24 protein-coding genes are annotated in these 25622 nt (G+C 70.4%); 12 read left to right on the top strand and 12 right to left on the bottom strand.

What is annotated here, in order from left to right; all coding sequences use genetic code 11:
• Window positions 1-82 precede the first annotated feature (82 nt).
• Entirely contained in the window at window positions 83-2872 is a 2790-nt protein-coding gene (infB, locus tag AS850_RS08615; protein WP_119868742.1) for a translation initiation factor IF-2, read from the top strand.
• A gap of 147 nt (window positions 2873-3019) precedes the next feature.
• Window positions 3020-3484 (top strand): 30S ribosome-binding factor RbfA, encoded by a 465-nt coding sequence (gene rbfA, locus AS850_RS08610; protein ID WP_119868741.1) that lies wholly within the window; start codon window positions 3020-3022, stop codon window positions 3482-3484.
• Here rbfA and AS850_RS08605 read toward each other — a convergent pair.
• On the bottom strand, window positions 3481-4344 hold the full coding sequence (locus tag AS850_RS08605) for an A/G-specific adenine glycosylase (RefSeq protein WP_164088505.1): 864 nt from the start codon (window positions 4342-4344) through the stop codon (window positions 3481-3483). The two genes, rbfA and AS850_RS08605, sit on opposite strands and share 4 nt — an antisense overlap.
• 29 nt (window positions 4345-4373) lie before the next feature.
• Here AS850_RS08605 and AS850_RS08600 point away from each other — a divergent pair, with 29 nt between their 5' ends.
• From AS850_RS08600 to AS850_RS08580, 5 genes are all read left to right on the top strand, one after another.
• Window positions 4374-4934, top strand: a complete 561-nt coding sequence (locus AS850_RS08600; RefSeq protein WP_119868740.1) for a hypothetical protein — start codon at window positions 4374-4376, stop codon at window positions 4932-4934.
• Between the two features lie 52 nt (window positions 4935-4986).
• Window positions 4987-5886 carry a tRNA pseudouridine(55) synthase TruB gene (gene truB, locus AS850_RS08595; protein WP_119868739.1) on the top strand — a complete coding sequence of 300 codons (900 nt, stop codon included), beginning with the start codon at window positions 4987-4989 and terminating at the stop codon, window positions 5884-5886.
• Window positions 5883-6251 carry a hypothetical protein gene (locus tag AS850_RS08590; protein ID WP_119868738.1) on the top strand — a complete coding sequence of 123 codons (369 nt, stop codon included), beginning with the start codon at window positions 5883-5885 and terminating at the stop codon, window positions 6249-6251. Before truB ends, AS850_RS08590 begins: the two co-directional genes overlap by 4 nt.
• Before the next feature lie 91 nt (window positions 6252-6342).
• Window positions 6343-6825: a hypothetical protein gene (locus tag AS850_RS08585; protein WP_119868737.1), complete on the top strand. Its 483-nt coding sequence runs from the start codon at window positions 6343-6345 to the stop codon at window positions 6823-6825.
• Window positions 6826-6831: 6 nt separating this feature from the next.
• Window positions 6832-7791: a bifunctional riboflavin kinase/FAD synthetase gene (locus AS850_RS08580; RefSeq protein ID WP_119868736.1), complete on the top strand. Its 960-nt coding sequence runs from the start codon at window positions 6832-6834 to the stop codon at window positions 7789-7791.
• A 31-nt stretch (window positions 7792-7822) separates the two neighbouring features.
• Here the strand turns inward: AS850_RS08580 and deoC are convergent, their stop codons facing one another.
• Window positions 7823-8551, bottom strand: coding sequence for a deoxyribose-phosphate aldolase (gene deoC, locus AS850_RS08575; RefSeq protein ID WP_173795184.1), 729 nt, complete (start codon window positions 8549-8551; stop codon window positions 7823-7825).
• Window positions 8552-8626: 75 nt separating this feature from the next.
• On the opposite strand from deoC, the gene AS850_RS08570 reads away from it, so the two are divergent.
• The 3 genes from AS850_RS08570 (at window position 8627) to AS850_RS08560 (ending at window position 11241) form a co-directional block, all read left to right on the top strand.
• Complete coding sequence (locus tag AS850_RS08570; protein WP_119868735.1) at window positions 8627-10168, top strand: SDR family oxidoreductase; 1542 nt, start codon at window positions 8627-8629, stop codon at window positions 10166-10168.
• 28 nt (window positions 10169-10196) lie between these two features.
• A complete protein-coding gene (locus AS850_RS08565) occupies window positions 10197-10772 on the top strand; it encodes a GDSL-type esterase/lipase family protein (RefSeq protein ID WP_119868734.1) in 576 nt (191 codons plus the stop codon).
• A 94-nt stretch (window positions 10773-10866) separates the two neighbouring features.
• Window positions 10867-11241 (top strand): DUF6804 family protein, encoded by a 375-nt coding sequence (locus AS850_RS08560; protein ID WP_119868733.1) that lies wholly within the window; start codon window positions 10867-10869, stop codon window positions 11239-11241.
• A gap of 82 nt (window positions 11242-11323) precedes the next feature.
• Here the strand turns inward: AS850_RS08560 and mmuM are convergent, their stop codons facing one another.
• Window positions 11324-12205: a homocysteine S-methyltransferase gene (gene mmuM / locus AS850_RS08555; protein ID WP_119868732.1), complete on the bottom strand. Its 882-nt coding sequence runs from the start codon at window positions 12203-12205 to the stop codon at window positions 11324-11326.
• Window positions 12206-12326: 121 nt separating this feature from the next.
• Here mmuM and AS850_RS08550 point away from each other — a divergent pair, with 121 nt between their 5' ends.
• Window positions 12327-13922, top strand: a complete 1596-nt coding sequence (locus AS850_RS08550; RefSeq protein WP_119868731.1) for a stealth conserved region 3 domain-containing protein — start codon at window positions 12327-12329, stop codon at window positions 13920-13922.
• A gap of 359 nt (window positions 13923-14281) precedes the next feature.
• Here AS850_RS08550 and AS850_RS08545 read toward each other — a convergent pair whose 3' ends face one another.
• From AS850_RS08545 to rplU, 3 genes are all read right to left on the bottom strand, one after another.
• The gene (locus AS850_RS08545; protein ID WP_119870219.1) at window positions 14282-15247 is read right to left on the bottom strand and encodes a phosphodiesterase; all 966 of its coding nucleotides are present in this window, start codon (window positions 15245-15247) and stop codon (window positions 14282-14284) included.
• 372 nt (window positions 15248-15619) lie between these two features.
• A complete protein-coding gene (gene rpmA / locus AS850_RS08540) occupies window positions 15620-15877 on the bottom strand; it encodes a 50S ribosomal protein L27 (protein ID WP_119868149.1) in 258 nt (85 codons plus the stop codon).
• A 16-nt stretch (window positions 15878-15893) separates the two neighbouring features.
• Complete coding sequence (rplU, locus tag AS850_RS08535; RefSeq protein ID WP_119868730.1) at window positions 15894-16205, bottom strand: 50S ribosomal protein L21; 312 nt, start codon at window positions 16203-16205, stop codon at window positions 15894-15896.
• Window positions 16206-16314: 109 nt separating this feature from the next.
• Here rplU and AS850_RS08530 point away from each other — a divergent pair, with 109 nt between their 5' ends.
• Window positions 16315-16944 carry a hypothetical protein gene (locus AS850_RS08530; RefSeq protein ID WP_119868729.1) on the top strand — a complete coding sequence of 210 codons (630 nt, stop codon included), beginning with the start codon at window positions 16315-16317 and terminating at the stop codon, window positions 16942-16944.
• A gap of 27 nt (window positions 16945-16971) precedes the next feature.
• Here the strand turns inward: AS850_RS08530 and AS850_RS08525 are convergent, their stop codons facing one another.
• The 6 genes from AS850_RS08525 to AS850_RS08500 form a co-directional block, all read right to left on the bottom strand.
• Window positions 16972-17364, bottom strand: a complete 393-nt coding sequence (locus tag AS850_RS08525; RefSeq protein WP_119868728.1) for a DUF779 domain-containing protein — start codon at window positions 17362-17364, stop codon at window positions 16972-16974.
• Window positions 17364-18905 (bottom strand): acetaldehyde dehydrogenase ExaC, encoded by a 1542-nt coding sequence (gene exaC / locus AS850_RS08520; protein ID WP_119868727.1) that lies wholly within the window; start codon window positions 18903-18905, stop codon window positions 17364-17366. The genes AS850_RS08525 and exaC overlap by 1 nt, the downstream gene beginning before the upstream one ends.
• Window positions 18906-19056: 151 nt before the next feature.
• Window positions 19057-20325 carry a GAF domain-containing protein gene (locus AS850_RS08515; protein WP_236940656.1) on the bottom strand — a complete coding sequence of 423 codons (1269 nt, stop codon included), beginning with the start codon at window positions 20323-20325 and terminating at the stop codon, window positions 19057-19059.
• 168 nt (window positions 20326-20493) lie between these two features.
• Window positions 20494-20859 (bottom strand): TraR/DksA family transcriptional regulator, encoded by a 366-nt coding sequence (locus tag AS850_RS08510; protein WP_119868725.1) that lies wholly within the window; start codon window positions 20857-20859, stop codon window positions 20494-20496.
• A complete protein-coding gene (locus AS850_RS08505) occupies window positions 20856-21884 on the bottom strand; it encodes a glutathione S-transferase family protein (protein WP_119868724.1) in 1029 nt (342 codons plus the stop codon). The genes AS850_RS08510 and AS850_RS08505 overlap by 4 nt, the downstream gene beginning before the upstream one ends.
• A gap of 10 nt (window positions 21885-21894) precedes the next feature.
• On the bottom strand, window positions 21895-25389 hold the full coding sequence (locus AS850_RS08500; protein ID WP_119868723.1) for a DNA polymerase III subunit alpha: 3495 nt from the start codon (window positions 25387-25389) through the stop codon (window positions 21895-21897).
• Window positions 25390-25622 lie beyond the last annotated feature (233 nt).

Genomic DNA, 25622 nt, shown 5'->3' with positions numbered 1-25622 from the left:
ACTAATGAGCGGCTCGAAATGAGTTCCGTCCACAACTGAAGGTCTCCCCTGTTCCCGGGTGGAGGCCCGAGACAGGAGAACAGTGGCTAAACCACGCGTACACGAGATCGCCAGCGAGCTCGGTATCGAAAGCAAGATCGCACTCGAGAAGCTGAAAGAGATGGGCGAGTTCGTCAAGGGCCCGTCGTCCAGCATCGAGCCCCCCGTCGCGCGCAAGCTGCGTGCGGCATTCGCCGACCAGGGCACCAAGGCCCAGGGCTCGACGCAGGCCGCCGCCAAGGCGCCCGCCGCGAAGGCTCAGGCACCCGCATCCGGCGCCCCCCGTCCCGGTGCGCCGCGCCCCGCGGCGCCCACCCCCGCTCCGGCGCCGGCTCCCCGCCCCGCCGCGAAGGAGGAGGCCCCCGCCGTCGAGGTCGAGGCCCCCGCGGCCGAGGCACCTCAGGTCGCACCCGCTCCGCTGACGGTCGCCGAGCGTCAGGCTCAGGCCGAGGCGGCGCGCAACGCCCCGAAGCCGGCGGCCGACGCTCCCGCGGCGACCCCAGGTGCACCCCGCCCCGCAGGTGCGGCGCCCCGACCCGGCGCCCCGCGCCCGGGAAACAACCCCTACAGCTCCAACCAGGGCATGGGCCGTCCCACGGCTCCGCGTCCCGGCGGGACCGGCGCTGCCGGTCCGCGTCCGGGCGGCGCAGCAGGTCCGCGTCCCCAGGCTCCTCGCCCCGGCGCCCCGCGTCCGGGTGCTCCGCGTCCCGGCGCACCGCGCCCCGGTGGTTTCGGCCAGCGCCCCGCGGGTGCCGGCGGACGCCCCGGCGGCGGTGGCTTCCAGCGCCCCGGCGGCGGCCCCGGTGCCGGCGCAGGTGCCCCCGGCGGCTTCCGTCCCGGCTTCACCAGCCCCCGCCCTGCGGGTGGCGGCGGCGGTCGCGGACGTGGTCCCGGCGGCGGCACGGCCGGTGCGTTCGGTCGCGGCGGCGGCAAGAGCAAGGCGCGCAAGTCGAAGCGGACGAAGAGGGCCGAATTCGAGATGCGTCAGGCGCCGTCGCTCGGCGGTGTCAGCGTTCCTCGCGGTGACGGCTCGACCATCGTCCGACTGCGTCGCGGTGCGTCCATCAGCGACTTCGCCGACAAGATCGACGCCAGCCCTGGCAACCTCGTGACCGTGCTGTTCCACCTCGGTGAGATGGCCACGGCGACGGAGTCGCTTGACGAGGCCACCTTCGAGGTGCTCGGCGAGGAGCTCGGCTACAAGATCCAGGTCGTCTCTCCCGAGGATGAGGACAAGGAGCTCCTCGAGGGCTTCGACATCGACCTCGAGCAGGAGCTCGAAGACGAAGACGACGACGTGCTGGAGATCCGGCCGCCCGTCGTCACCGTCATGGGTCACGTCGACCACGGTAAGACCCGACTCCTCGACGCGATCCGCAACGCGAACGTCGTCGACGGCGAGGCCGGTGGCATCACCCAGCACATCGGCGCCTACCAGGTGTGGGCTCCGCACGAGGGTGTCGAGCGCGCCATCACCTTCATCGACACCCCGGGCCACGAGGCGTTCACCGCCATGCGTGCCCGTGGTGCCCAGGTAACCGACATCGCGATCCTCGTGGTCGCGGCCGACGACGGCATCATGCCGCAGACGGTGGAGGCCCTGAACCACGCCCAGGCGGCGAACGTGCCGATCGTGGTCGCGGTGAACAAGATCGACAAGGAGGGGGCCAACCCCGCCAAGGTCCGTCAGCAGCTCACCGAGTACGGTCTCGTCGCGGAGGAGTACGGCGGGGACGTCATGTTCGTCGACGTCTCGGCGCGCAACAACACGAACATCGAGGCTCTCCTCGAAGCCGTGCTGCTGACCGCCGACGCCGGGCTCGACCTCCGTGCCAACCCGACGAAGGACGCCCGCGGTGTCGCGATCGAGGCCCGACTCGACAAGGGTCGCGGTGCCGTCGCGACGGTCCTCATCCAGTCCGGAACCCTGCGCGTCGGCGACGCCATCGTCGCGGGGACGGCCTACGGCCGCGTCCGCGCCATGATGGACGAGAACGGCGACGCGGTCGACGAGGCCTACCCCTCGCGTCCGGTCCAGGTGCAGGGCCTCTCGAGCGTTCCGCGAGCCGGCGACACCTTCCTCGTCACCGAGGAGGACCGCACGGCCCGTCAGATCGCCGAGAAGCGCGAAGCCGTCGAGCGCAACGCCCAGCTGGCCAAGGCCCGCAAGCGCATCTCGCTCGAGGACTTCACCCGCGCTCTCGAAGAGGGCAAGGTCGAAGCGCTCAACCTCATCATCAAGGGTGACGTCTCCGGTGCCGTCGAGGCGCTCGAGGAGTCGCTGCTCAAGATCGAGGTGGACGACAGCGTGCAGCTGCGCATCATCCACCGCGGTGTGGGTGCGGTCACCGAGAGCGACGTCAACCTGGCGACGGTCGACAACGCGATCATCATCGGGTTCAACGTCCGCCCCGACACGAAGGCGCGCGAGCGTGCTGCCCGCGAGGGAGTGGACATCCGCTTCTACTCGGTCATCTACTCCGCGCTGGAGGACATCGAGAACTCGCTCAAGGGCATGCTCAAGCCCGAGTTCGAAGAGGTCCAGTCGGGTGTGGCGGAGATCCGCGAGATCTTCCGCTCCTCGAAGGTCGGCAACATCGCCGGTGTCATCGTCCGTTCCGGAACGATCACGCGCAACGCCAAGGCGCGCGTCATCCGCGACGGCGTCGTGGTCGGCGACAGCCTCGCCATCGACTCGCTGCGTCGCTTCAAGGACGACGTCACCGAGGTTCGGACGGACTTCGAGGCCGGTATCGGTCTCGGGAAGTTCAACGACATCCAGATCGGCGACGAAATCGAAACAATCGAGATGGTCGAAAAGGTCCGAGCGTAGAAGCGGCACTCTCCGGCGTCGTCGGAGGGGGTCGATAGCCCCGCTATCACCCCCCTCCCTCCGTTTGGGATTCCACCGCGTCTCCGCCTGGACCTGGCCCCGCACGCATATCGCGTGCGGGGCCGGGCCTGTGAAAGGAAGCAAGTCATGGTCGACGTACAGCGCGCCAGCAAGATGGCCGACCGCATCCAGGAGATCGTCGCGCGACGGCTCGAGAAAGGGATCAAAGACCCCCGCATCGGCTTCGTCACGATCACCGACGTGAAGGTGACGGGCGACCTGCAGCACGCCTCGATCTTCTACACGGTCTACGGCACCGACGAAGAGCGCGCCGACTCCGCCGCCGCCCTCAAGTCGGCCACGGGCATGCTCCGCACCGAGGTGGGCAAGAACATCACGGCTCGCCTCACGCCGTCGCTCGAGTTCATCCCGGACGGCATCCCCGAGAACGCGGCGTCGATCGACCGGCTCCTGCAGGAGGCTCGCCAGCGCGACGCCGACTCGCAGAGCCTCGCCGAGACCGCCCAGTACGCGGGCGATGCCGACCCCTACGTCAAGCCCCGCGAATTCGGCGAGGCCGACGAGGCCGACAACGAGGCCGACCGCCCTTAGTCGGGCAGCCGGTAGCCCTCGGTCGCGTCGCCGACCACCAGGCCGTCACGCTGGAGACCGGCGAGAGCCCGGGCCCTTTGAACGGGCTCGGGCCACAGGCCGTCGATCTCGACCGCCGTCAGCGGCACGTCGACGGCCCGCAGCTCGGCCAGAAGGACACCGCGGACCTGTCGGTCCGAGCCCTCGTACTTCTTCTGGGTCCGAGCCTTCGGCCCCTCGTGAGCAGGACTCCCCGCCAGAAGCCAGGCGCAGGAGTCGCGGAGCGGGCACTCGGAGCAGCGCGGCGACCGCGCGACGCAGACGAGCGCCCCGAGCTCCATCATCCCCGCGTTGAAGTCGTGAGCCTCCGCGAGCCCCTCCGGAAGGAGGCGCTCCATGGCCGGCAGGTCGCGCTTCGCGCTCGGCGACCACGGCTCGGCCAGCCCCTCCACGGCACGGGCGAGCACGCGCCGGACGTTCGTGTCGACGACCGGGACGCGCTTCCCGTAGGCGAATGCGGCGACCGCCCGCGCCGTGTAGTCGCCCACGCCCGGAAGGGCGAGCAGCTCGTCGACGTCGGACGGCACGACGCCTCCGTTCCGCTCGGTGATCGCGACGGCGCAGGCGTGCAGATTCAGCGCGCGCCGCGGGTAGCCGAGGCGATCCCAGGCGCGGACCGCCTCGGAGGCGGGGACGACGGCGAGATCGTGCGGGGTGGGCCAGCGCTCGAGCCACTCCGCCAGGCGAGGGACGACCCGGGCCACCGGGGTCTGCTGCAGCATGAACTCGCTCACCAGCGTGCCCCACGCGGTGAAGCCCTCCCGCCGCCAGGGAAGGTCACGCCGGTTCTCGCGGTACCAGTCGACGACCGCGGGGGAGATTGTCACCCGTCGAGCTTAGGCTGTGACCCATGACCAGATGGGCACCCGAGAAGAGCGACACGGTGCGGGCACTCGCCACCGAGATCCTGCACAACTACGGTCGCGGCCGGGCCTTCGTGGCCGTCGACGGCCTCGACGGCTCCGGCGCCCGAGCCTTCGCCGACGACCTCGCCGCCCTGGTGAAGGAGGAGGGCCACGCGGCCTTCCGGGCTTCGCTGACCGACTTCCTCCTGCCCCGCGCCGACCGCGCCGTGCACGGCGACGACGCCGTCGACGAGTCGAAGCTGCGGCGGATGCTGGTGGAGCCCTTCCGCCTGGGCGGAAGCGCCGCGTGGGTCCCGCGCGCCTTCGACAGGGAGGCGGACCGCGAGGTGCAGGCGACCTGGGTCACCGGCCCGAAAGACGCCCTGCTGATCGTCGACGGCGCTCTCGCGGGCCGCGAGAACCTCGCGGGGCTGTGGAACTACACGGTCTGGGTCGAGGGCCGCGAAGCTGCCGGCCGGAGCCACGAGGCGCGCGCCCGCTCGCTCGCGGTCATCGACAACGCCGACCCCGAGCATCCTCGCCGACTGTTCGACGACGCCTGTTGACGGCGAGCGGTCGCCGCATCCTGCGGTCCCGACCGCTTGGTAGTCTCGACGCGTGAACAGCGGCATCCTCCTCGTCGACAAGCCGCAGGGCATCACCAGCCACGACGTGGTCTCCCGGATCCGCAAGGCGGCGGGCACGCGCAAGGTGGGGCACGCCGGCACACTCGACCCGATGGCCACGGGGCTCCTCGTCCTCGGGCTCAACTCGTCCACGCGGCTCCTGACGTTCCTCGTCGGCCTCGACAAGACCTACGTCGCGACCATCCGCCTCGGTGCGGCCACGACGACGGACGACGCCGAGGGGGAGACCCTGGAGAGCGTCGACGCCGCCCACGTCGCCACGAGCGCCCTCCGAGCCGGTGTCGAGCGCCTCACGGGCGACATCGAGCAGGTGCCGACCGCCGTGAGCGCCATCAAGGTCGACGGCAGGCGCGCCTACGATCTCGTCCGCCAGGGTGTCGAGGTCGACCTGAAGGCCCGACCAGTCACCATCTCCCGCTTCGACGTCCTCGCGGAGCGCCGGGAGGTCGTCGAGGGGCGGACCGTGATCGACCTCGACGTCGTCGTCGACTGCACCTCGGGGACGTACATCCGCGCGCTCGCCCGTGATCTCGGTCGCGACCTCGGCGTCGGCGGGCACCTGACGGCGCTCCGCCGGACCCGCATCGGGCCGTTCGCCCTGTCGGACGCCGCCGTCCTCGAGGGCATCGACGTCGCCTCGCATCTCCTCGACCCCCGCAGCGTCGCCGAACGTCTCTTCGACGTCCTGCCGCTCACGGCCGAACAGAGCGTCGACCTCGGTCACGGCAAGCGCGTCGGCGTGTCCCTCGACGACACGCCGGGGCCCGTCGCCGCCGTCACGCCGGAGGGCCGCCTCGCCGGCCTCGTCTCGGTGACAGACGGCCGGGCCAAGGCCATCGTCAACTTCCCGACGGACGAGGTGTTCGCATGATCGACTGGTTGACCTGGGTCATCGCCGGCATCGCCACCGCGGCCGCGCTCTTCTGCATCGTGGCCGGGCTCGCCCGGCGGGTGCCCGACGACTTCACGGTCGGGGCGCTGGCCGTCGTCGAACTGCTGCTCGTGGTCCAGCTCGTCGTCGCGATCGTGGCGCCGTTCGTCGGCAATCCGGCGTCGGGCAGCGTCGTCGAGTTCTACATCTACCTCGTGGTGGCCCTGCTCCTGCCGCCCCTCGCCGTCGTCTGGGCTCTCGTCGACCGGAGCCGCTGGAGCAACGTCGTCCTCGGCGCCGGCGCCTTCGCCGTCGCGGTGATGGTCGTCCGCATGCTGCAGATCTGGACGGCGACGGCGTCGTGACCGCCGCCGCCGGCGCCCCCGCGCGGACGACCCGCAGGAGTCGCGGCGCAGGCGTCCACGCCGGTGCGCCCGGGGCCATATCCTTGACGTGATGGTTCAGCAGAAGTCAACGCGCGCGGTCGGTCTCGGTCGCGTCCTCATCGCGGTCTACGCGATCCTCGCCCTCGCCGCAGCGGGGCGGTCGGTCTTCCAGATCGCGACGCAGTTCGAGCAGGCCCCCCTCGCCTACAGCCTGAGCGCCCTGTCGGCCCTCGTCTACATCGTCGCGACCGTGGCGCTCATCATGCCGGGCCGCCGCTGGTACGGCATCGCGTGGGCGACCATCTCGTTCGAGCTCCTCGGGGTCGTCTTCGTGGGCCTGCTGTCGATCATCGATCCGAAGGTCTTCGTCCCGAGCTCGCAGTACGCCCACTCCGACCACTCGACGGTGTGGACGTACTTCGGCATCGGCTACGGCTTCGTGCCCCTGGTCCTGCCGATCCTCGGCATGCTGTGGCTCCGTCGAACACGCCCGCGTCCGGGCGAGGACGCCCCGAGCACCGAGACGCGCCCCGAGCCCTCCGTCGAGGCCTGACCGCGTATGGACTTCTACACGTCTCCCGCCGACGTGCCACCGGGCTTCGGGCCCTCCGCGGTGACGATCGGGAAGTTCGACGGCGTGCACCTCGGTCATCGCGCCGTCATCGCCGAACTCGAGGCGGCCGCCCGGGCGCGCGACCTCGTGTCGGCCGTCGTGACCTTCGATCGCCACCCTCTGGCCGTGCTCCGGCCGGAGCTCGTGCCCATGGCGCTCACGAGCACGGAGCAGAAGCGCGAGCTCCTCGAGCAGACGGGCGTCGAGGCGACCCTGATGCTCACCTTCGACGGACACCTCCAGGCGCTCACGCCGGAGGAGTTCGTCGACCGGGTTCTCGTCGAGACCCTGCAGGCCGAGGTGGTGCTCGTGGGGGAGGACTTCCGGTTCGGCGTGCGCGGATCCGGCACGGTCGACGTGCTCCGCGAGCTGGGTCGCACCCGCGGCTTCGACGTCCAGATCATCCCCGAGGTCATGCCCGGCGACGGTGAGCGACGGGCCTCCTCGAGCTGGATCCGCGAGCTCCTCGACGCGGGCCGGATCGAGGACGCGACCGTGTTGCTCGGCCGCCCGCCCTCGGTGCGCGGCGTCGTCGTCCACGGAGAGAGACGGGGCCGCGAACTCGGTTACCCGACCGCCAACCTGGAGCCGAGGAGCGAGGGCTTCGTCCCCGCCGACGGCGTCTACGCGGCCCGGGTCTCCGTCGACGGCACGTTCTACGACGCCGCCGTCTCGGTGGGCAACAACCCGACCTTCGAGGGCGTGCCGGAGAAGCAGGTCGAGGCGTACCTGCTCGACGTCACCCTCGACCTCTACGGCAAGGAGGTGACGGTCTTCTTCGTCAGGTTTCTCCGGGGCAACGTCAAGTTCGACGGCATGGAGTCGCTGATCGCGCAGATCGCGGCCGACGTGGAGGAGACGCGCGTCGTCCTGCGGGGCGAGGCGAGCGACTCCTCCGACGCGTAGACCGTCTCGGGAGACGGACGCGGAGACCGCCTCAGTAGGACGACTGGTCGTCCGCGGCGCCCGAGGCGGCGCCGGTCTCGTGACGGTGGGCCAGCTCGGTGAGGATGGTCTCGCTGGCGCTCGTGCCGAAGCGGGTCACGCCGAGATCGAGCATCTCGAGGACGGTGTCGAGCCCGCGGACCCCGCCCGACGCCTTGACCTCGACCGCGTCGGAGACGCTGTCGCGCATGAGGCGCAGGTGGGGGTTCGTCGCCCCGCCGCCCGCGAATCCGGTCGAGGTCTTGACGAACCGGGCCCCGGCGCGCTCGGCGGCCTTCGACCCGGCGACGATCTGCTCGTCGTCGAGGTACGCGGTCTCGAGGATGACCTTGACCAGGATGTCGCCCGCTTCCTCGACGACCGCCCGGATGTCCGCCTCGACGTCGTCGACGAGGCCGGACCGCAGGCGGCCGATGTTGAGGACCATGTCGAGCTCGACGGCGCCGTCGCGGATGGCCTGCGCGGCCTCGGCGACCTTGGCCTCGGTCGAGGTGGTGCCGTGGGGGAAGCCGATCACCGTGCCGACGGCGACCCCGGTGCCGGCCAGGCGCTCGACGGCGTGGGCGATGTCGGAGGGGCGGACGCAGACGCTGAAGACGTGCTGCGACGCGGCCAGATCGAGCGCCTCGTCGACCTCCGAGCGGGTGAGCTCGGGCTTGAGGATGGCGTGGTCGATCATCCCGGCGATGCGGGCGACGGTGGGCAGGGTGGTGGTGGTCATGTCGGTCCTGTTTCTGACTGTCTCGGGGTCGCGGACACCTGGGAACCGCGCTCCGGACCAGGGTACCGTGAGGCCATGTCAACCGAGGAGAACCGCGAGCCCGACGCAGCGGCCGACCCCGTCCCCGCGGACGTCCCCGACACGGGTCGTCGTCGACGAGCCCTGGTGACGGGAGCCACGGGCTACATCGGCGGTCGACTCGCCCCGCGGCTCGTGGCCGCCGGTTTCGACGTGCGCGTCTTCGCCCGGACCCCGGAGAAACTGGCGGACGTCCCGTGGTCGACCGACGTCGAGATCGCTCAGGGCGACCTCACGAATGCGCGCGCCGTCCGGCGGGCGCTCGAGGGCGTCGACGTCGCGTACTACCTCGCGCACGCGATGGCCGGTCGGGGCGACTTCGAGGGGGCCGAGCTGGAGGCGGCGCGCACGTTCGCCACCGAGGCCAGGAACGCGGGCGTCTCGCGCATCGTCTACCTCGGCGGACTGCATCCTGACGGCCACCTCTCGCGTCACCTCGAGTCGCGGAAGAAGGTGGGTGACGTCCTGCTCGGGAGCGGCGTGCCGACGGTCGCGCTGCAGGCGGGCGTCGTCATCGGTTCCGGGTCGGCGTCGTTCGAGATGATCCGCCACCTCACCGACGTCATCCCCTACATGCCGGCGCCGAAGTGGGTGCGGAACCACATCCAGCCCATCGCCGTCCGCGACGTGCTCCACTACCTGATCGGCGCGGCCGACGTCCCCGCCGACACGAACCGCACCTTCGACATCGGCGGCCCGGACGTCCTGCGCTACGGCCAGATGATGAACGGCTACGCCCTCGAGGCAGGTCTGAAGCAGCGCCCGATCGCGGCCATCCCCGTGATGACCCCCTGGCTCGCGTCGCAGTGGGTCAACCTCGTGACGCCGATCCCGCGATCGCTGGCCGTGCCGATCATCGAGTCGCTGCAGTACGACTGCGTGGTCCGGGAGAGCGACATCCAGAGCCTCGTGGCGCCGCCCGAGGGCGGTCTGACCGGCTACCGTCGGGCGGTCCGCCTCGCGCTCGGCAAGATGCGCGACGGCGAGGTGGAGACGAGCTGGCAGGATTCCTCGATCTACGGCGCCCCGAGCGACCCGCTGCCGAGCGACCCCAACTGGTCGGGCCACACCGTGTACACCGACGACCGGCAACGCGACACGACGGCCGCGCCGGCCGAGCTGTGGCGCGTCATCGAGGGCATCGGCGGCGAGAACGGCTGGTACTCCTTCCCGCTCGCCTGGGCGGCACGCGGCTGGATGGACCGCCTCGTCGGCGGCGTGGGCCTCCGTCGCGGACGCCGGAGCCAGACGACGCTCGGTACGGGAGACGCCCTCGACTGGTGGCGCGTCGAGAAGATCGACCGCGGGCGCTTCCTGCGCCTCCGGGCGGAGATGAAGGTCCCGGGCAAGGCCTGGCTGGAGATGAGCGTCGAGCCGAGGGAGGGCGGATCGCACTACCGGCAGCGGGCCGTGTTCTTCCCGACGGGTCTGAGCGGCCGGCTCTACTGGTTCGCGATCCTGCCGTTCCACGGCGTGATCTTCTCGGGGATGCTGAATCGCATCTCCGCGACCGCCGAGAAGGAGACGGCGACGACATAATGGCAGCTACCGACCAGGGAGGTCCTCGATGACCAATGGAGAGAAGATCGTCTTTCTCGGAGACAGCCTCACCGAGGGGGGAGACTGGCAGGCGTGGTTCCCCGACGACGAGGTCGTGAACCTCGGCGTCGGCGGCGACACCACGGCCGACGTGCTGGAGCGCCTCGACGAGGTCGTGCAGACGGCACCCGACTCGATCGTCCTGCTGATCGGCACGAACGACTTCGGCTCGCGCCGCTCCGTGGAGCAGGTCGTCCGCAACGTCGAGTCGATCCTCGTCGACCTGCGCAGGCTCCTGCCCGGGGTCCGGCTGCTCCTGCAGTCGATCATGCCGCGCGGCAGCGACTACGGCGACCGCATCCAGGATGCGAATCGCCACCTCCGCCAGTTCGCCGCGACGGTCCGGGCCCAGTACCTCGATCTCTGGCCCGCGCTCTCTGTCGACGGCCACCTCAATCCCGATCTGAGCGATGACGGCCTGCACCTCACGGCCGCGGGCTACGAGGCGTGGCTGGGGGAGCTCCGTCCTGGGCTGGAGCGGTTGCGCGACGAACCGCCGATGAGCAGGCCGATCAGCATCATCCGGCTGCCCGAGCCGCGCTGAGGCGTGCGGCCCTCGCGGCGTGCCGGTCGACAGGGTCTCTCCGGGGCGACGTCGGGCGGGGCTCCTGCGGGGCACCGGGCGGTAGGCTGCGAGCATGCCCACACCGACCAAGGCCGCGTATCTGCGCCCTGCTCTCGCGCCGGGTCTTCTCGCCGCCGTGGCGCTCGTCGCCGGGGTCGTGGTGCTCGACTCGACGATCTTCGTCGGGTTCCGCTACGTCGTGTCGATCCTGGCGCTCATCGTGCTCGTCTTCGCCTGGCGGGGGCGGGCCTACGTCTACCTGCCGTTCCTCGCCGCGATCGCGGTGCTCTGGAACCCGGTGTACGTGATCCCGCTGACGGGTCAGCTCTGGCAGTCGTTCCAGTTCGCCGCGGGGCTCGTCTTCGTCGTGGCCGGCATCCGGATCCGCGTGCCCGCCCCCGAGGCCCCGGCCGCGACGCGCGGCGGATCGGTGTCGCGACGCCGCTGAGGACGGGCCTGCACTCCTCGTCGAGCGGCTATGCCTCGTCGGGGAGCCACTCCTCGTCGGGCAGCTGCTTCTCGTCGAGCAGTTACTCCTCGTCGAGCAGCGTCACGATCTCGTGGATCTGCTCCGGCCCCACGCGGCAGCATCCGCCCACCAGGCTCGCGCCGGCGTCGATCCAGGAGCGCACGAGCTCCGGCGGGAAGCCGGCCTCTCCGATCCAGGTGCGGTTCTTCGCGTCCCACTCCTCGCCGCCGTTCGGATAGACGACGATCGGCGCGTCGGTGGCCGCCCTGGCCGCGTCGATCGCCCTGAGCACCTCTCCGGGGTGGCTGCAGTTGATGCCGACCGCCACGATCTCGTCGACACCCCGGGTGAGCGCGAACGCCTCCTCGAGCGACTCGCCCGACCGCAGACGTCCGAACGACGCGGTCACGGCGAGCCACGCGCGCCGGCCGGTCCCGGCGACGGAGTCGACGAGCGCCTCCGCCTCGGCGAGGCACGGGATCGTCTCGAAGGCGAGCAGGTCGGCGTCCGTCTCCGCGAGGACGTCGAGGCGGGGCCGGTGCCACTCGCGGAGCTGCGCCGTGGTGAGGCCGTAGTCGCCGCGGTACTCGCTCCCGTCGGCCAGCATCGCGCCGTACGGACCGACCGACGCGGCCACGAGGCCGGTCGGAGCGGCGTGGTCGCGGGCCTCGACGGCCAGGGACACGCTCCGGCGCAGGATGCGGTCGGTCTCCGCCGGGTCGAGCCCGGCCTGGGCGAAGCCCTCGTAGGAGACCTGGTACGAGCCCGAGATCGCGAGGGTGGCTCCCGCGTGGAAGAAGGACTCGTGCGCGGCCCGCACCTCGTCGGGGTGCCGCTCGAGCACGCGCGCCGACCAGAGACCACCGGAGAGATCGAGACCACGGGACTCCAGGAGCGTGCCCAGGCCGCCGTCGATGGCGATGGGGCGGGGGCTGTCGAACATGCCAACAGGCTAGCGGGAGCGCGCTGTTCGGCTCGAACGTCGGGAAAGCACCGCGACAGGGCTAAAATCGAGGGATTGCACAATCGGCGGCCACCCGGGCCGCAGCAGGAGCGGAGTCTGAATGGGCACGGAGATCGTCGGCGCGACGGAGAGTCCTCTGCTGAATCCTCGCTCGCCCTCCGGTGGTCTCGCGTCCTCGTCCCAGACGACTCTGGGTCGCTCCTCCGCGGGCGGCGCCAGCCGCGACGACGTCGTCGTCCGGAAGGGTCAGCTCACCCTCCTGAACGGGCACCTGACGCCCCTGCAGTCGATGCTGGAGGATCTCGTCTTCCTGAAGCACGTGCTCGACGAGGGCGGCATCCCGCACCTCCTCGTGCGCGGCAACGAGGAGCGGCCGGTCATCGCGATCGAGAACACCGACCGCGCTGCCTTTGAGCGCGTCCTGATCGAGGCGTGCCAGAGCGAGCCGTTCTACGCCAAGGCGGGCAAGCATCGCGCCGTCCTCGTCGGCGAGGACGGCCTGGTGCACGAGAACGAGCGCGTGTTCCGCCTCTACCGTCCCCGCGTGGAGCCGATCGGGCGGCTGCGCTACGGCGCCTCGCTCGCGGTTCAGATCGAGTTCTGGATCCGGACCGACTCCGAGATCCTCGTCCCCATGGAGAACGCCCTCATGCGGCGCACGCTGCCCGTCGACGAGGCCGTCTCGACGCGCATCGAGCGCTACGGGCTCGAGTGGGTCACCCTCGAGCACATGTTCGACGACCATGCGACCGACATCACCTTCGACGTCGACATCGTCTTCTCCTGGGTCGACGGCAACTCGGTCGAGTACCAGCGTGCGCGCGCCGCGCGGGCGAAGCGCCACGTCGTGGGGGAGGGCGACGACTCCGCCGCCCGCTTCCGCCAGATCGACGAGTTGAAGTACGCGCTCCGGTCGGTGTACATGTTCGCCCCCTGGGTGCGCAACATCTACATCGCGACCGACTCGCCCGTCCCCGCCTGGCTCGACGAGGAGCACCCGCGCGTGCATGTGGTGCGCAGCGAGGAGTTCTTCGCCGACCCGTCCGTCCTGCCGACCCACAACTCGCAGGCGGTCGAGGCGCAACTGCACCACATCCGCGGCCTCAGCGAGCACTTCCTCTACTCCAACGACGACATGTTCTTCGGGCGCCCCGTGAGCCCGGGGATGTTCTTCTCGCCGGGATCCGTCACCAAGTTCATCGAGGCCAACACGCGGATCGGTCTCGGGCTCAACAACGCCGAGCGGAGCGGGTTCGAGAACGCCGCCCGGGTCAACCGCGCGCTCCTCCAGCAGCGCTTCGGTCGCGTGACCACGCGCCACCTCGAGCACACGGCGGCGCCGCTCCGGCGGAGCGTCCTCACGGAGATGGAGCACGAGTTCGCCGACGAGTTCCGCGACACGGCCGCGTCGCCCTTCCGGGCGGCGTCCAACATCTCCGTCACGAACTCGCTCTACCACTACTACGCGCTCATGACGGGGCGGGCGATCGTCCAGGAGAACGCCAAGGTCAGCTACGTCGACACCACGATGGTGTCAGGCCTGGCCTTCCTCTCCGAGCTGCTCAAGAAGCGGTCGTTCGACTTCTTCTGCCTCAACGACGGGAGCTTCCCCGAGGTGAGCGACGAGGAGCGGACGACGGTCGTGACCGACTTCCTGGAGCGGTACTTCCCGTTCCGCGCCCCCTGGGAGCGCTAGGGCGCGCTGTCCTTCCGCGCGAGACTCCACGACTCGCCGCTCATGTTCGTCGGGCGTGGCCAATCGTGGAGTGTCGCGGGCGGGGGGAGTGCTGCTCCTGCGTGCGACTCCACGACTCGCCGCTCACTTTCGTGGGGCGTGGCTAATCGTGGAGTGTCGCGGCCGGGCGTGTGCTGCTCCTGCGCGAGACTCCACGACTCGCCGCTCATGTTCGTGGGGCGTGGACAAACGTGGAGTGTCGCGGCCGGGCGTGTGCTGCTCCTGCGCGAGACTCCACGACTCGCCGCTCACTTTCGTGGGGCGTGGCCAATCGTGGAGCCTCGCGAGCGAGACCCCAAAGCGGAGCGCAGGATCCGCGGCTACAGCGTCCCGATCGGTCCCGTCAGCGAGAGGTCGCGTTCCGGCACGACCAGGGTCTCGGGCTCGGCACGGTGACGCGGGGCGGCCGCGGGGATCGTGACGCCGGCTGCGGCGAGACGTGCGGCGACCGACTCCGGCGAGACGTACTCGCCGACCGTCCGGTAGCTGCCGATGGGGACGACGGAGTTGACGATCGTGTCGGGGTAGACATGGACGAGGTTGTACGACTGCGCGCCGTCCTGGCCCCGAGTGGCGTCGACCGGGATGTTGAGGTCGGCCGTGTAGCAGGTGGCCGAGGCGACGGACACGGGGACCCCGGCGAACATGGCGTTCGTCGAGAAGTGGAGGTGCCCGGCGATGATCGAGCGGACGTCGCTGCCCTCGATGACCTCGCGGAGCGATGCCTGGTCGCGGAGCTCGACGAGAACGGTCAGGTCCTTGATCGACGGGACCGGCGGGTGGTGCATCGCGATGATCGTGCCGTCAGGGGCCGCGGTCGCGAGCTCCTCGGCGAGCCAGTCGAGCTGGGCGCTGGTCAGCTCACCGTGGTGCCGCCCGGGGACGGTCGTGTCGAGCGTGATGATCCGCAGGCCGTTGACGTCGTAGACGAGGTCGACGGGTCGATCCGACGGGATCTGGCCGAAGAGCTCGTGCCGGAAGGCACCGCGGTCGTCGTGGTTGCCCATGGCCCAGATGATCTGGGCACCGAGGCGGAGGGCCACGGGCTCGATCAGGGCACGGAGCTTGCGATACGCCTCCGGCTCGCCCTTGTCGGCCAGATCGCCCGTGAAGACGATGGCCTCGGGACGGGCCCCGGACTCCTCGAGCTCGGCCATGATCTGGCGCAGGCGGCTCTCGCTGTCGACATCGCCGTAGAGATCACCGTCACCACCGATCAGGTGCGTGTCGCTGAGGTGCAGGATGAAGTGGTTCGGCCGAGGGTGCTCGGCCGTCCGGGGATCCATGATTCTCGCATTCGGTGTGCCGACGTGGGCGACGGTGACGCTCACGCAGTGCTGTGACGCTGTCGTGCTTTGGATCTGTCGTGCTGTGACGCTCGGTGCTGTGACGCTGTCGTGCGGAAAACGGTGATGCTCTGTGTTCGTACCCAAGTCCATCACGGGATTGCTGGCCACGCGGTGAACGCCCGTCCGTGAGTCGGTGAACTCCACCGGAAGTCGAGACGAGCCTGGCCGACGTTAGTCCGCGGAGCCGTGCGCGTCCACGCCCCCGTCCGGGGTCTTCACGAGTTATTACCTTTTCGAATGGTGAACGCGAAACAGCGGGCGACCCGAAGGCCGCCCGCTGTGGGGGAACGCTGCTCTGCCGCGGGGCTGTTACGCCTCGGCGGCGACGATGTTGACGACCTTGCGGCCGCCCTTGGCGCCGAACTGGACGGAGCCGGGGGCGAGGGCGAAGAGGGTGTCGTCGCCGCCGCGGCCGACGTTCACGCCGGGGTGGAAGTGGGTGCCGCGCTGGCGGACGAGGATCTCGCCCGCGAGGACGACCTGGCCGCCGAAGCGCTTCACGCCGAGGCGCTGAGCGTTCGAGTCGCGACCGTTACGGGTGGACGATGCGCCCTTTTTGTGTGCCATGAGGTGTCGGCTCCCTTTACTTGGCGGTGATCGCGGTGATCTTGACGCGGGTGAGGTCGGCGCGGAAACCCATGCGGCGCTTGTACCCGGTCTTGTTCTTGTAGTTCTGGATGACGATTTTCGGGCCGCGGAGGTCGTTCAGGACCTCGCCCTCGACCGTGACCTTCGCGAGCTTGTCGCCGGCGAGGATGGTGTCGCCGTCGACGTGCAGCACGGGGACGAACGAGACGGTGTCGCTCTCGGACGCCTTCAGGCGATCGACCGTCAGGATCGTCCCGACCTCGACCTTCTCCTGACGACCACCGGCGCGCACGATTGCGTAGACCATTAGTGACTCCTTGGGGTGGGCGCTCGATTCTCGAGGATCAGACCTCGGGGAGTCGCACACGGTTCGATGCGTGCCCGGATCGCCGGACAACTTCGCTATCCTTTCACAAATGTCACGATCCATCAAACTTCGCCATCCGCCGCAGTTCACCGTCGACATCGTCGACGACGCGCGGGCGCGGCTGCAGGCGCTGCTGACGGAGCTCTCCGAGCGGCTGGACGACGCCGGGTCCGACATCGAGCCGTGGGGCGAGGCCGTCGCCTCGGCGGGTTGGGAGCTCGCGAGCCTCGGGCAGTGGCTCGGGCTCGAGGGCGAGGCGGTGCTCCTGCTGGGCGGCGCCTCCTACCCGGACATCGCGGAGCACCAGGGCACGAGCGCGTCGAACGTCTACAACCGGGTGGGGAAGTCGTTGACGCTGGCGCCGTACGCCCGGGCATCCGGCGCCGTCACCCGGGTCTCGGCCGAGAGCCTGCAGGATGCACGGGCCGAGTACGCCCTCGACGACCCGTCGCCCGCCGGCGAGGTCGCGGGCGACGAGGGGTCGCTGGCCGACCGGATCGTCGCCCTCCTCGTGGCGGGGGCCCTGCGTACCACGGAGATCGTGGAGCACCTTCCGGGCTACCGGCGCTCGAGCGTGCTGTCGACGCTGTCCGTCCTCGCCCGGGAGGGCCGCCTCCTGCGGGTCGGTCACGGCGTCTACGCGCTCCCCGGCGGGAGCGCCGACGACGAAGCGCCGTGATCCTCGCGGATCGCGGCGCCTCGATCGTCAGATCAGGTCGAACGCCCGGAGCTCCTCGTCGTCGAGCATGCGCGAGCGGATCAGGAAGCGCTTGCCCTCGGGCGACTCCACGCTGAACCCGGCACCTCGGCCGGGGACGACGTCGATCGTGAGGTGCGTGTACTTCCAGTACTCGAACTGGCTCCTCGACATGTAGACCTCGATCGGGTCGAGCCCGTCGACCCGGAGGTCGCCGAGGTGCACGTCGACGGCTCCCACCCGGAAGAAGCCGACCGGATAGCACATCGGCGAACTCCCGTCGCAGCAGCCTCCCGACTGGTGGAACATGAGCGGCCCGTGCTTCGCGGTCAACTCGACCAGGAAGGCCGCTGCCGCGGGGGAGACGTCCACCCGCGACAGCGACGACGAGACGGTCGTCATCAGAAGAATCCCATCGGACCGTCCGCGTACGAGACGAGGAGGTTCTTCGTCTGCTGGTAGTGGTCGAGCATCATCTTGTGGTTCTCGCGACCGATGCCGGACTGCTTGTAGCCACCGAAGGCGGCTCCTGCCGGGTACTGGTGATAGGTGTTCGACCAGACGCGGCCGGCCTGGATGTCGCGACCCGCGCGGTAGAGCTGCGCGCCGTTGCGGCTCCAGACGCCCGCGCCGAGACCGTACAGGGTGTCGTTGGCGATCTTGATGGCGTCGTCGTAGTCGCTGAAGCTCGTCAGCGACAGGACCGGGCCGAAGATCTCCTCCTGGAAGATGCGCATCGAGTTGCGGCCCTCGAAGATCGTCGGCTGCACGTAGTAGCCGTCCGCGAGTTCGCCCTCCATGACGTTCCGTTCGCCTCCCAGGAGGAGCTTCGCGCCCTCCTGCTTGCCGATGTCCATGTAGCTCAGGATCTTCTCGAGCTGGTCGTTGGACGCCTGGGCCCCGATCATCGTGTCCATCGACAGGGGGTGGCCCTGCTTGACCTGCTTCACGCGTTCGATGCCGTCGCCGACGAACTGGTCGTAGATCGACGCCTGGACGAGGGCGCGCGACGGGCAGGTGCAGACCTCGCCCTGGTTGAGGTTGAAGAAGCTGAACCCTTCGAGGGCCTTGCTGTAGAAGTCGTCCTTCTCCTGCGCCACGTCGGCGAAGAAGATGTTGGGGCTCTTGCCACCGAGCTCCAGCGTGACGGGGATGAGGTTCTCCGACGCCATCTGCATGATGAGGCGACCGGTCGTCGTCTCGCCCGTGAACGCGATCTTGCGGATGTTCGGGTGCGAGGCCAGCGGGGCGCCCGCTTCGACTCCGAAGCCGTTCACGATGTTCAGGACGCCCGCGGGAAGGAGGTCCTTGATGAGGTCCATGAAGACGTGGATGGACGCCGGCGTCTGCTCGGCCGGCTTGAGGACGATGCAGTTGCCCGCGGCGAGAGCCGGTGCGAGCTTCCAGACCGCCATCAGGATCGGGAAGTTCCAGGGGATGATCTGCCCGACGACTCCGAGCGGCTCGTGGAAGTGGTAGGCCACGGTGTCGCCGTCGATCTCGCCCGTGGAGCCCTCCTGGGCGCGGATCGCACCGGCGAAGTAGCGGAAGTGGTCGATGGCGAGGGGGATGTCCGCGGCGAGGGTCTCGCGGATCGGCTTGCCGTTGTCCCAGGTCTCGGCGACGGCCAGCATCTCGAGATTCTCCTCGAGGCGGTCGGCGATCCTGTTCAGGATGAGCGACCGCTCGGCGATGGTGGTCTTCTTCCACCCGTCGAAGGCGCGCCATCCGGCCTCGACGGCCCGGTCGACGTCCTGCGCGTTGCCGCGGGCGACCTCGGTGAAGACCTTGCCGGTGACGGGGCTGGGGTTCTCGAAGTACTGTCCGCTCGCGGGAGCGACGTACTCGCCCCCGATGAAGTGGTCGTAGCGGGGCTTGAACTGCACCTTCGCATCCGGCGAGCCGGGGCTGGCGTAGGTGTTCGGGGGAGTGGTGACGGTCATGGCGTTCCCTTTCGACGTCGTTGTCAAAGGCACGGTGCGACGCCGGGAGGCGTGCTTCGCGCGTACCCGGACCGTACGCCGATCGAGGTTGCACCCGGTTGCGCGGGCAACGACCCTCGTCGACGCTGGGCGACCGCTCGCCGCCGGGCCGTCAGCTCCGGTCGAGCAGCTCCAGGCGCGCCACGATCCCGGCGCGTCGGGGCGACCTGGCCGGGAGCATCTGCAGGGCCGTGAGCAGGATGCCCCGGTCCGACTCGCAGTCGGATCGCGACGCGTAGTCCAGCAGGACGTCGACGGACGCGTCGGCGAGCAGGGATTCGCGCAGCCGCATCCGGAGCGTCTCCCGGATCTCCTCGATCCCGGGCGCGGTGGAGTCCGGCAGGATCGGCCCGGTGTAGATCTCGAGCGCCCGGCGGTGCGCCCCGCGGTCGAGCTGAGCGATCACGCGGCGGATGTCGCTGTCGATCGGTCCGGCGAGTCGGTACGGGCGCGACAGGGCAGCGAGCCGCGGGTCGAGGACCTCGAGGGCGTGTCGGAGGCGGACCATCTCGGCGCGGACGGTGATGACCGCGCGCGGGTCGCCGTAGGTGAGCGAGGCGAGTTCCTCCGCGGAGAGGCCGTGGGTGTGCCAGGAGAGGAGCGTGAGGAGTTCGCTGTGTCGGGCGCTGAGCGAGACGATGCGGCGGCCGTCGGAGAGGAGCGCGACGTCCCGGCCGAGGACGGTGAGCGACGCCTGTCCGCTGGCGGCGGCGCGATCGGCGCGCTTCTCGGCGGGGGAGCGCCTGCCCTTCTGGCGCAGCCTCGACAGCATCAACTCCGCCTCCATCGCGGCGGCGGTCGCCTCCAGGAGGGGGAGGGTGTGCGGGCCCACGGCGCGGTCGTCGCCCGTGATGTCGAGGAACCCCAGGATGCCCCGGGTGGCGGGATCGTGGATCGGCACCGCCGTGCAGCTCCAGTTCTGCACGAGGCGGTTGAAGTGCTCGGTACCGTGGATCTGGATCCCGTGGTCGAGTTCGAGAGCCGTGCCGGGAGCCGAGGTCCCCACTCGGCTCTCGGCCCAGCCCGCCCCTTCGACGAAGCGCATGTCCTCTGCGCCGCGCTTCGCCGAACCGTCGCCCTCCACCCAGAGCAGTCGTCCTTCCGCGTCCCCCATCGCGACGATGAGCCCGGAGCCCTCGATGTCGTTCAGCAGGAGGCGGCGCACGACGGGCAGGAGGAGAGAGAGCGGGTGGTCGCGCCGGTAGTCGGCCACGTCGTCGGGCTGCAGCTCGAACTCGGGCAGGAGACGCTCCGGATCGAGGCGGCGTCGGAGCGCCCGCTCCCACGATTCGGCGACGATCCGGCGGGGACGCTCGGCGGTGGTGCGCCCGGGGGCGGCCAGCCAGGGGTTGCCGCCCGGGGCGGACCGCGCGCTCGTCATCGAAACCATGCCACGCCAATCGTCGTCGATCGTGCCCGGCGGCTCGGATGGTCGTGCCGCCGTCGTGTTCCGGCTACTCTACGTCGCACTCCCCAGGGGGCGGAAGCGCTCCCACCCCCGCGTCCGCTGTGACTTCGCCGTGCTCGGCGTCGCGGGAGCGGGCTTCCGCTACACGGCGCAATCGAGACAGACCGAAGCGGTGGGGCGCGCCTCGAGACGAGCCGCCGGGACGGGCCGACCGCAGCGGACGCAGATGCCGTAGCGACCGTCGGCGAGCCGCCTGCGGGCCTCGTAGGCGTCGGCGGCGCGTTCCAGGGCGGAGCGGCGGATCGCCTCGAGCTGCGATCTCTCGTAGGCGATCGTCGACCCCTCCGGATCGTGCTCGTCGTCGACGTTCGACGCCTCCCGGGCCTCCGACACGGCGCGGATGTCGTCGCTCAGTCGCTCGGCGAGAGCCAGCGCGTCGTCGCGGATCGCGTCGAGGCGCCGACCCGTTCGCTCGGCCTCGGGGGTGACGCTTGAGCGGGCCGTCACGCCGGTGTGAGGTCGGGCACGCGCTCGCCCGCGGGCGGCGGCGGCGGCGGGGTGCCGTCGCCGAAGGGGCGGCCGCCCAGCTCGTCGCGGTCGTGGGGAGCGAGCCAGACGCGCGGATCCGGGCCGGCTGGGACGATCCCGGTCGGATTGATGTCGCTGTGCGTGATGTAGTAGTGCTTCTTGATCTGGTCGAAGTCGATCGTGTCGCCGAACCCGGGCGTCTGGAAGAGGTCGCGCGCGTAGGCCCAGAGCACCGGCATCTCGGTCAGTTTGTTGCGGTTGCACTTGAAGTGACCGTGATAGACCGCATCGAAGCGGGCGAGCGTCGTGAAGAGGCGGATGTCGGCCTCGGTGATCGTGTCGCCGACGAGGTAGCGCTGAGAGGAGAGACGCTCCTCCAGCCAGTCGAGACGGTCGAACAGCCGATGGTAGGCGCGCTCGTAGCTGCCCTGGGATCCCGCGAACCCGGCGCGGTAGACGCCGTTGTTGACATCGCGGAAGACGACCTCGGCGACGTCGTCGATCTCGTCGCGGAGGTGCTCCGGGTAGAGGTCCGGGGCTCCGTCGCGATGGAAGGCGGTCCACTCGGTTGCGAAGTCCAGGGTGATCTGCGGGAAGTTGTTGGTCACGACCTTGCCGCTCGGAACGTCGACCACGGCGGGCACGGTGATGCCGCGAGGGTAGTTGGGCACGCGCTTGAAGAACGCCTCCTGGAGGCGCTCGATGCCGAGCACGGGGTCGATCCCGCCGGGGTCGAGGTCGAAGGTCCAGCTCCGGGCGTCGTGGGTCGGGCCGGGGAGCCCCAGGGAGATGGCGCCCTCGAGCCCGAGGAGTCGGCGGGAGATCACGGTGCGGTTCGCCCAGGGGCACGCTCGGGCGGCGACGAGCCGGTATCGACCGGCTTCGACGGGCCAGCCGTCACGGGCATCCTGCGTGATGCGGTCCTCGATGTAGGTCGTGTCGCGCGTGTACTCGTGGCCGGGATCGACGTACCGGCCGGGGGTGGAATCGCTGTCGTCGCTCATGCGTCTGAGCCTACGGACTCATGAGCCCGGCGCTCTCAGCGGGGACGCCGCCGTCGAATGAACCGTCGAGCGCGCCGCCAGCCGTGCCGTCGCCGTCGCGAGCGGCACCCGCTGCCGCGCGGGTCCGCTGCCAGTCGCGCCACATCGCCTTGAGATCCCAGGCGTTCTCGGCCTCGAGCGAGATGCCGCGCTCGCCCGTGCGGCGCGTGCGCCCCTGGATCAGCAGGAGCCGCGTACCGAACAGGAGGGACCCGGCGCGTTCCTGCGCCTCCTCGAAGAACGTCGAGTCGGAGCAACCGGACCCGTCGTCGAGGCTGATGAAGACCACGCGCTTGCCGCTGCGCATCGGCGGGGTCTGGGTCGCGATCCGGATGCCTGCGACGAGCACGGTGGTGCCGTTCCAGAGCCCGAGGAGGTCGGCGGCCCGCGTCACCCCGAGGTCGTCGAGCATCGGCCGGTAGCTCTCGATCACGTGGTCGCTGACCTCCATCGACAGGATGTCGAGCTCGTCGCTCACGCGCTGCCGGCTGGAGACGTCGGGGGTGCCGACGGGCACCTCGTTCGATTCGTCGACGTCGAAGTCGAGCTGGTTGGCGGCGTCGCCCGGCACCGGTCTCGTGCTTCGGCCGATCAGCTGCCGGACGCGCACGAGGACGTCGCCTCGCGTGCGCCCCTCGCCACCCAGACCGTCGAGCGCCCCCACCTGGGCCAGCCGCTCGAAGAGGCGCCGCGACGGGGTCGCCCGCTGGTAGAAGTCGGCGATCGACGTGAAGGGCCGGTTGTCGAGGATGCGCGCGATCTCCGCCTCCGTGATGCCCTGGACGTCGACGAGCGAGAGCCGGATGCCGAGCTCGCCCGGGTGGGTCCGGGCCACCGGGGAGCGCGGCGGCCGCACCCGCTCCACGTGGTAGACGGCGTCGGAGTGGTTGACGTCGAGCGGGAGAACGGGCACGCCCATGCGCTTCGCCTCGGTGAGCAGGAGCCGCTTCGGGTACATGCCCGGATCGTGGGTCAGGATGCCCGCCAGGAACTCCGCCGGGTAGTGCGTCTTCAACCACGCCGTCTGGTAGGTCGGCAGGGCGAACGCCGCCCCGTGCGCCTTGCAGAACCCGAACGAGCCGAACCCCTTCAGCACGCCCCAGATGCGGTCGATCTCGCGGTCGGTGAAGCGCCTCCTGCCCTTCTCGTCGAGGTTCGCCCTGGTGCGGCTGCGGAACTCCTCCTCGAGGTCGGCGCGCTTCTCCATCGCGCGCCGCATCTCGTCGGCCTCGGCGAGCGAGATGCCCATGGTGGTGTGGAGGATCCGCAGGACGTGCTCGTGGTAGATGACGACGCCGTAGCTGTCCGCCAGGAAGGGGGCGAAGCTCGGGTGCAGGTAGTCGGGCTGCTGGAAGCCGTGCTTGGTGTCGAGGTAGGGGGCGACCATGTTGCCCTTCATCGGCCCGGGCCGGAAGAGCGAGATGTCGGCGATGAGGTCTTCGTAGCGGTCGGGCTGCATCTTTCCGATCAGCTCGCGCTGCCCGGGGCTCTCGATCTGGAACATGCCGAGCGTGTGCGTCGTGCGGATGGCCTCGAAGGTCGGCTCGTCGTCGTGCGGGATCGCGTCGAGCTCGACGCGCCCGTCGCGGTTGACGTAGGGGGCGTCGATCGGGAGGGCTCCGGCGAGGGCGGTGCGGGGGCCGTTGATCCGCTGGATCTCGCCGAGGGCGAAGGCCATGGAGGACTGCATCCGCACCCCGAGGACGTCGAGTTTGAGGAGGCCGGCGTCGTTCATGTCGTGCTTGTCGAACTGGCTCATGGGCAGCCCCATGCCGCTCGGCTGCACCGGGGTCATGCTCAGCAGGCCGTCGTTGCCGAGGATCACGCCGCAGGGGTGCATCGAGATGTGCCGGGGGAGCCGGTCGAGCCGCTCGGTCAGATCGACGAGGAGATCGATCTGGTCGTTGGAGCGGACCAGCTCGGCGATCTCGCGGAGCTCCGGCTTCTCGGCCAGCGCGGAGCGGAACTCGCGGGCGTTGAACCGCCAGACGTTGTTCGCGACGAGGTCGATCTGGTCGTCGTCGAGCCCGAGCGCGAGGCCGGCGTCGCGGACGGCCCCGCGCGCCCGGTAGGTGGACTGCATCGACATGAGGGTGACGCGGTTGCTGCCGTAGCGCTCGAAGATCGCCCGGTAGACCTCGTGCCTCCTGGCGGACTCGACGTCGATGTCGATGTCGGGCAGGGTCTCGCGCTTGTTGCCGAGGAAGCGCTCGAAGAGGAGATCGTGCTCGAGCGGGTCGACGTTCGAGATGCGCAGCAGGTAGGTGACGAGGCTGCCGGCGCCGGAGCCTCGGGCGGCGTTCCGGACCCGGAGGTCGCGCATCATCTGCGACACGTCGGCGACGGTGAGGAAGTAGCCCGCGAACCCGAAGCCGGTGATGGTGTCGAGCTCCATCCGCATCCGGCGCTCGAGGGTCTCGCGCTTGGCCATGGAGACGTCGCCGAACCGCTCCGTGATGCCGGCCTGCGCGCGCCGGTGCAGCACCACGTCGGGATCGCCCTCGACGCCGATCGCGCTGAGCTCCGGCACCTTCGCCCGGCCCCAGCCGAGGTCGGCGTCGGGGTCGAGGCGGCAGCGGTCGGCGAGCCGCTCGGTGGCGGCGAGCATCTCCTCGGCGGCGCGGCGATCGAGCGAGGACGCGTCGGCGATGCGGTGGGCGAGGTCGCGCATCTCGCCGGGCGACTTGAGGAACGCCTGGGCGTTCGGCTGCGGGAGGAAGGTGCCGAGGGCGGCGAGGTGGCCGGCGGCGTCGAGCACGTCGGCGGTGAGGGCCTCGTCGGGCACCCGGTAGCGGACGGCGTTGGTGAGGATGGCGGGCACCCCGGCGGCGTCGGCCACCTCGAGGAGGTTCGCGGCGTGCCGGAGGCTCCTGCTCTCGCCCGGCTCGGTCAGGTGGCAGACCACCTCGACGACGACGCCGCCCGGAAGGAGCCGGTGCCACTCGTCGAGCAGGGCCAGCGCCTCGCGCCGCCGCCCGCGGGCGACCGCGCGCCCCACGTCGGAGTCGGGGCCGAGGAGCACCGTGCCGGTCGGGCCGTCGTCTCCCCAGAGGAAGGCCCGGACCCGCGACCGGGCGATCGTCGCGACGCTGTTCGCGCTGCCGTTGACCTTGCGCGTCGCGCGGCCGTGGGCGGCGCTGATGAGCCGGCAGAGGGAGGCCCAGCCCGCTCCCGCGAGGCGGCCGTGGGCCAGCACGACGACCCGGTCGGCCGCGGCGGCCGTCGGGACGGGGCCGGAGGCCGCACCGTCGGCCCTGACCCCGAGCTCCACCCCGACGATCGGGTCGATGCCCAGCGCGCGGCAGGCCCCGATGTGCCGGATCGCCCCGTAGAGGCCGTCGCGGTCGGTGATGGCCGCGGCGTCGGAGCGGTGCTCGGCGACGGCGTGACCGACCAGGTCGGCCGGCTGCGCGGTGCCGTAGTGGGCGCTGAACGCGGAGGCGACGTGGAGGTGCGTGAACCCCATCTGACCTCCTCGAATCGAACGTATGTTCGAACAGTGTAGGTCATTGCGAACCGGCTCGCTGGATGCGCGACCAAGACCCGCGACGGGCAGTACGGTGGACGCTGGCACCGGGGCCCCTCGCGGCCCGCGTCCTGCCTCCGAGCAGTGTCCGTCGGGAATGCGCCCGTCGCCCGCGCGTTGGGTCTCGAGGGCCCACACGGTTCGACTTCGGAAAGGACGTCCATGACCATCCA

This window comes from Frondihabitans sp. 762G35, from assembly GCF_002074055.1.
Classification (GTDB): domain Bacteria; phylum Actinomycetota; class Actinomycetes; order Actinomycetales; family Microbacteriaceae; genus Frondihabitans.
Note: the sequence above shows the minus strand (reverse complement) of the source record. Positions and strands in the feature narration are given on the sequence as shown.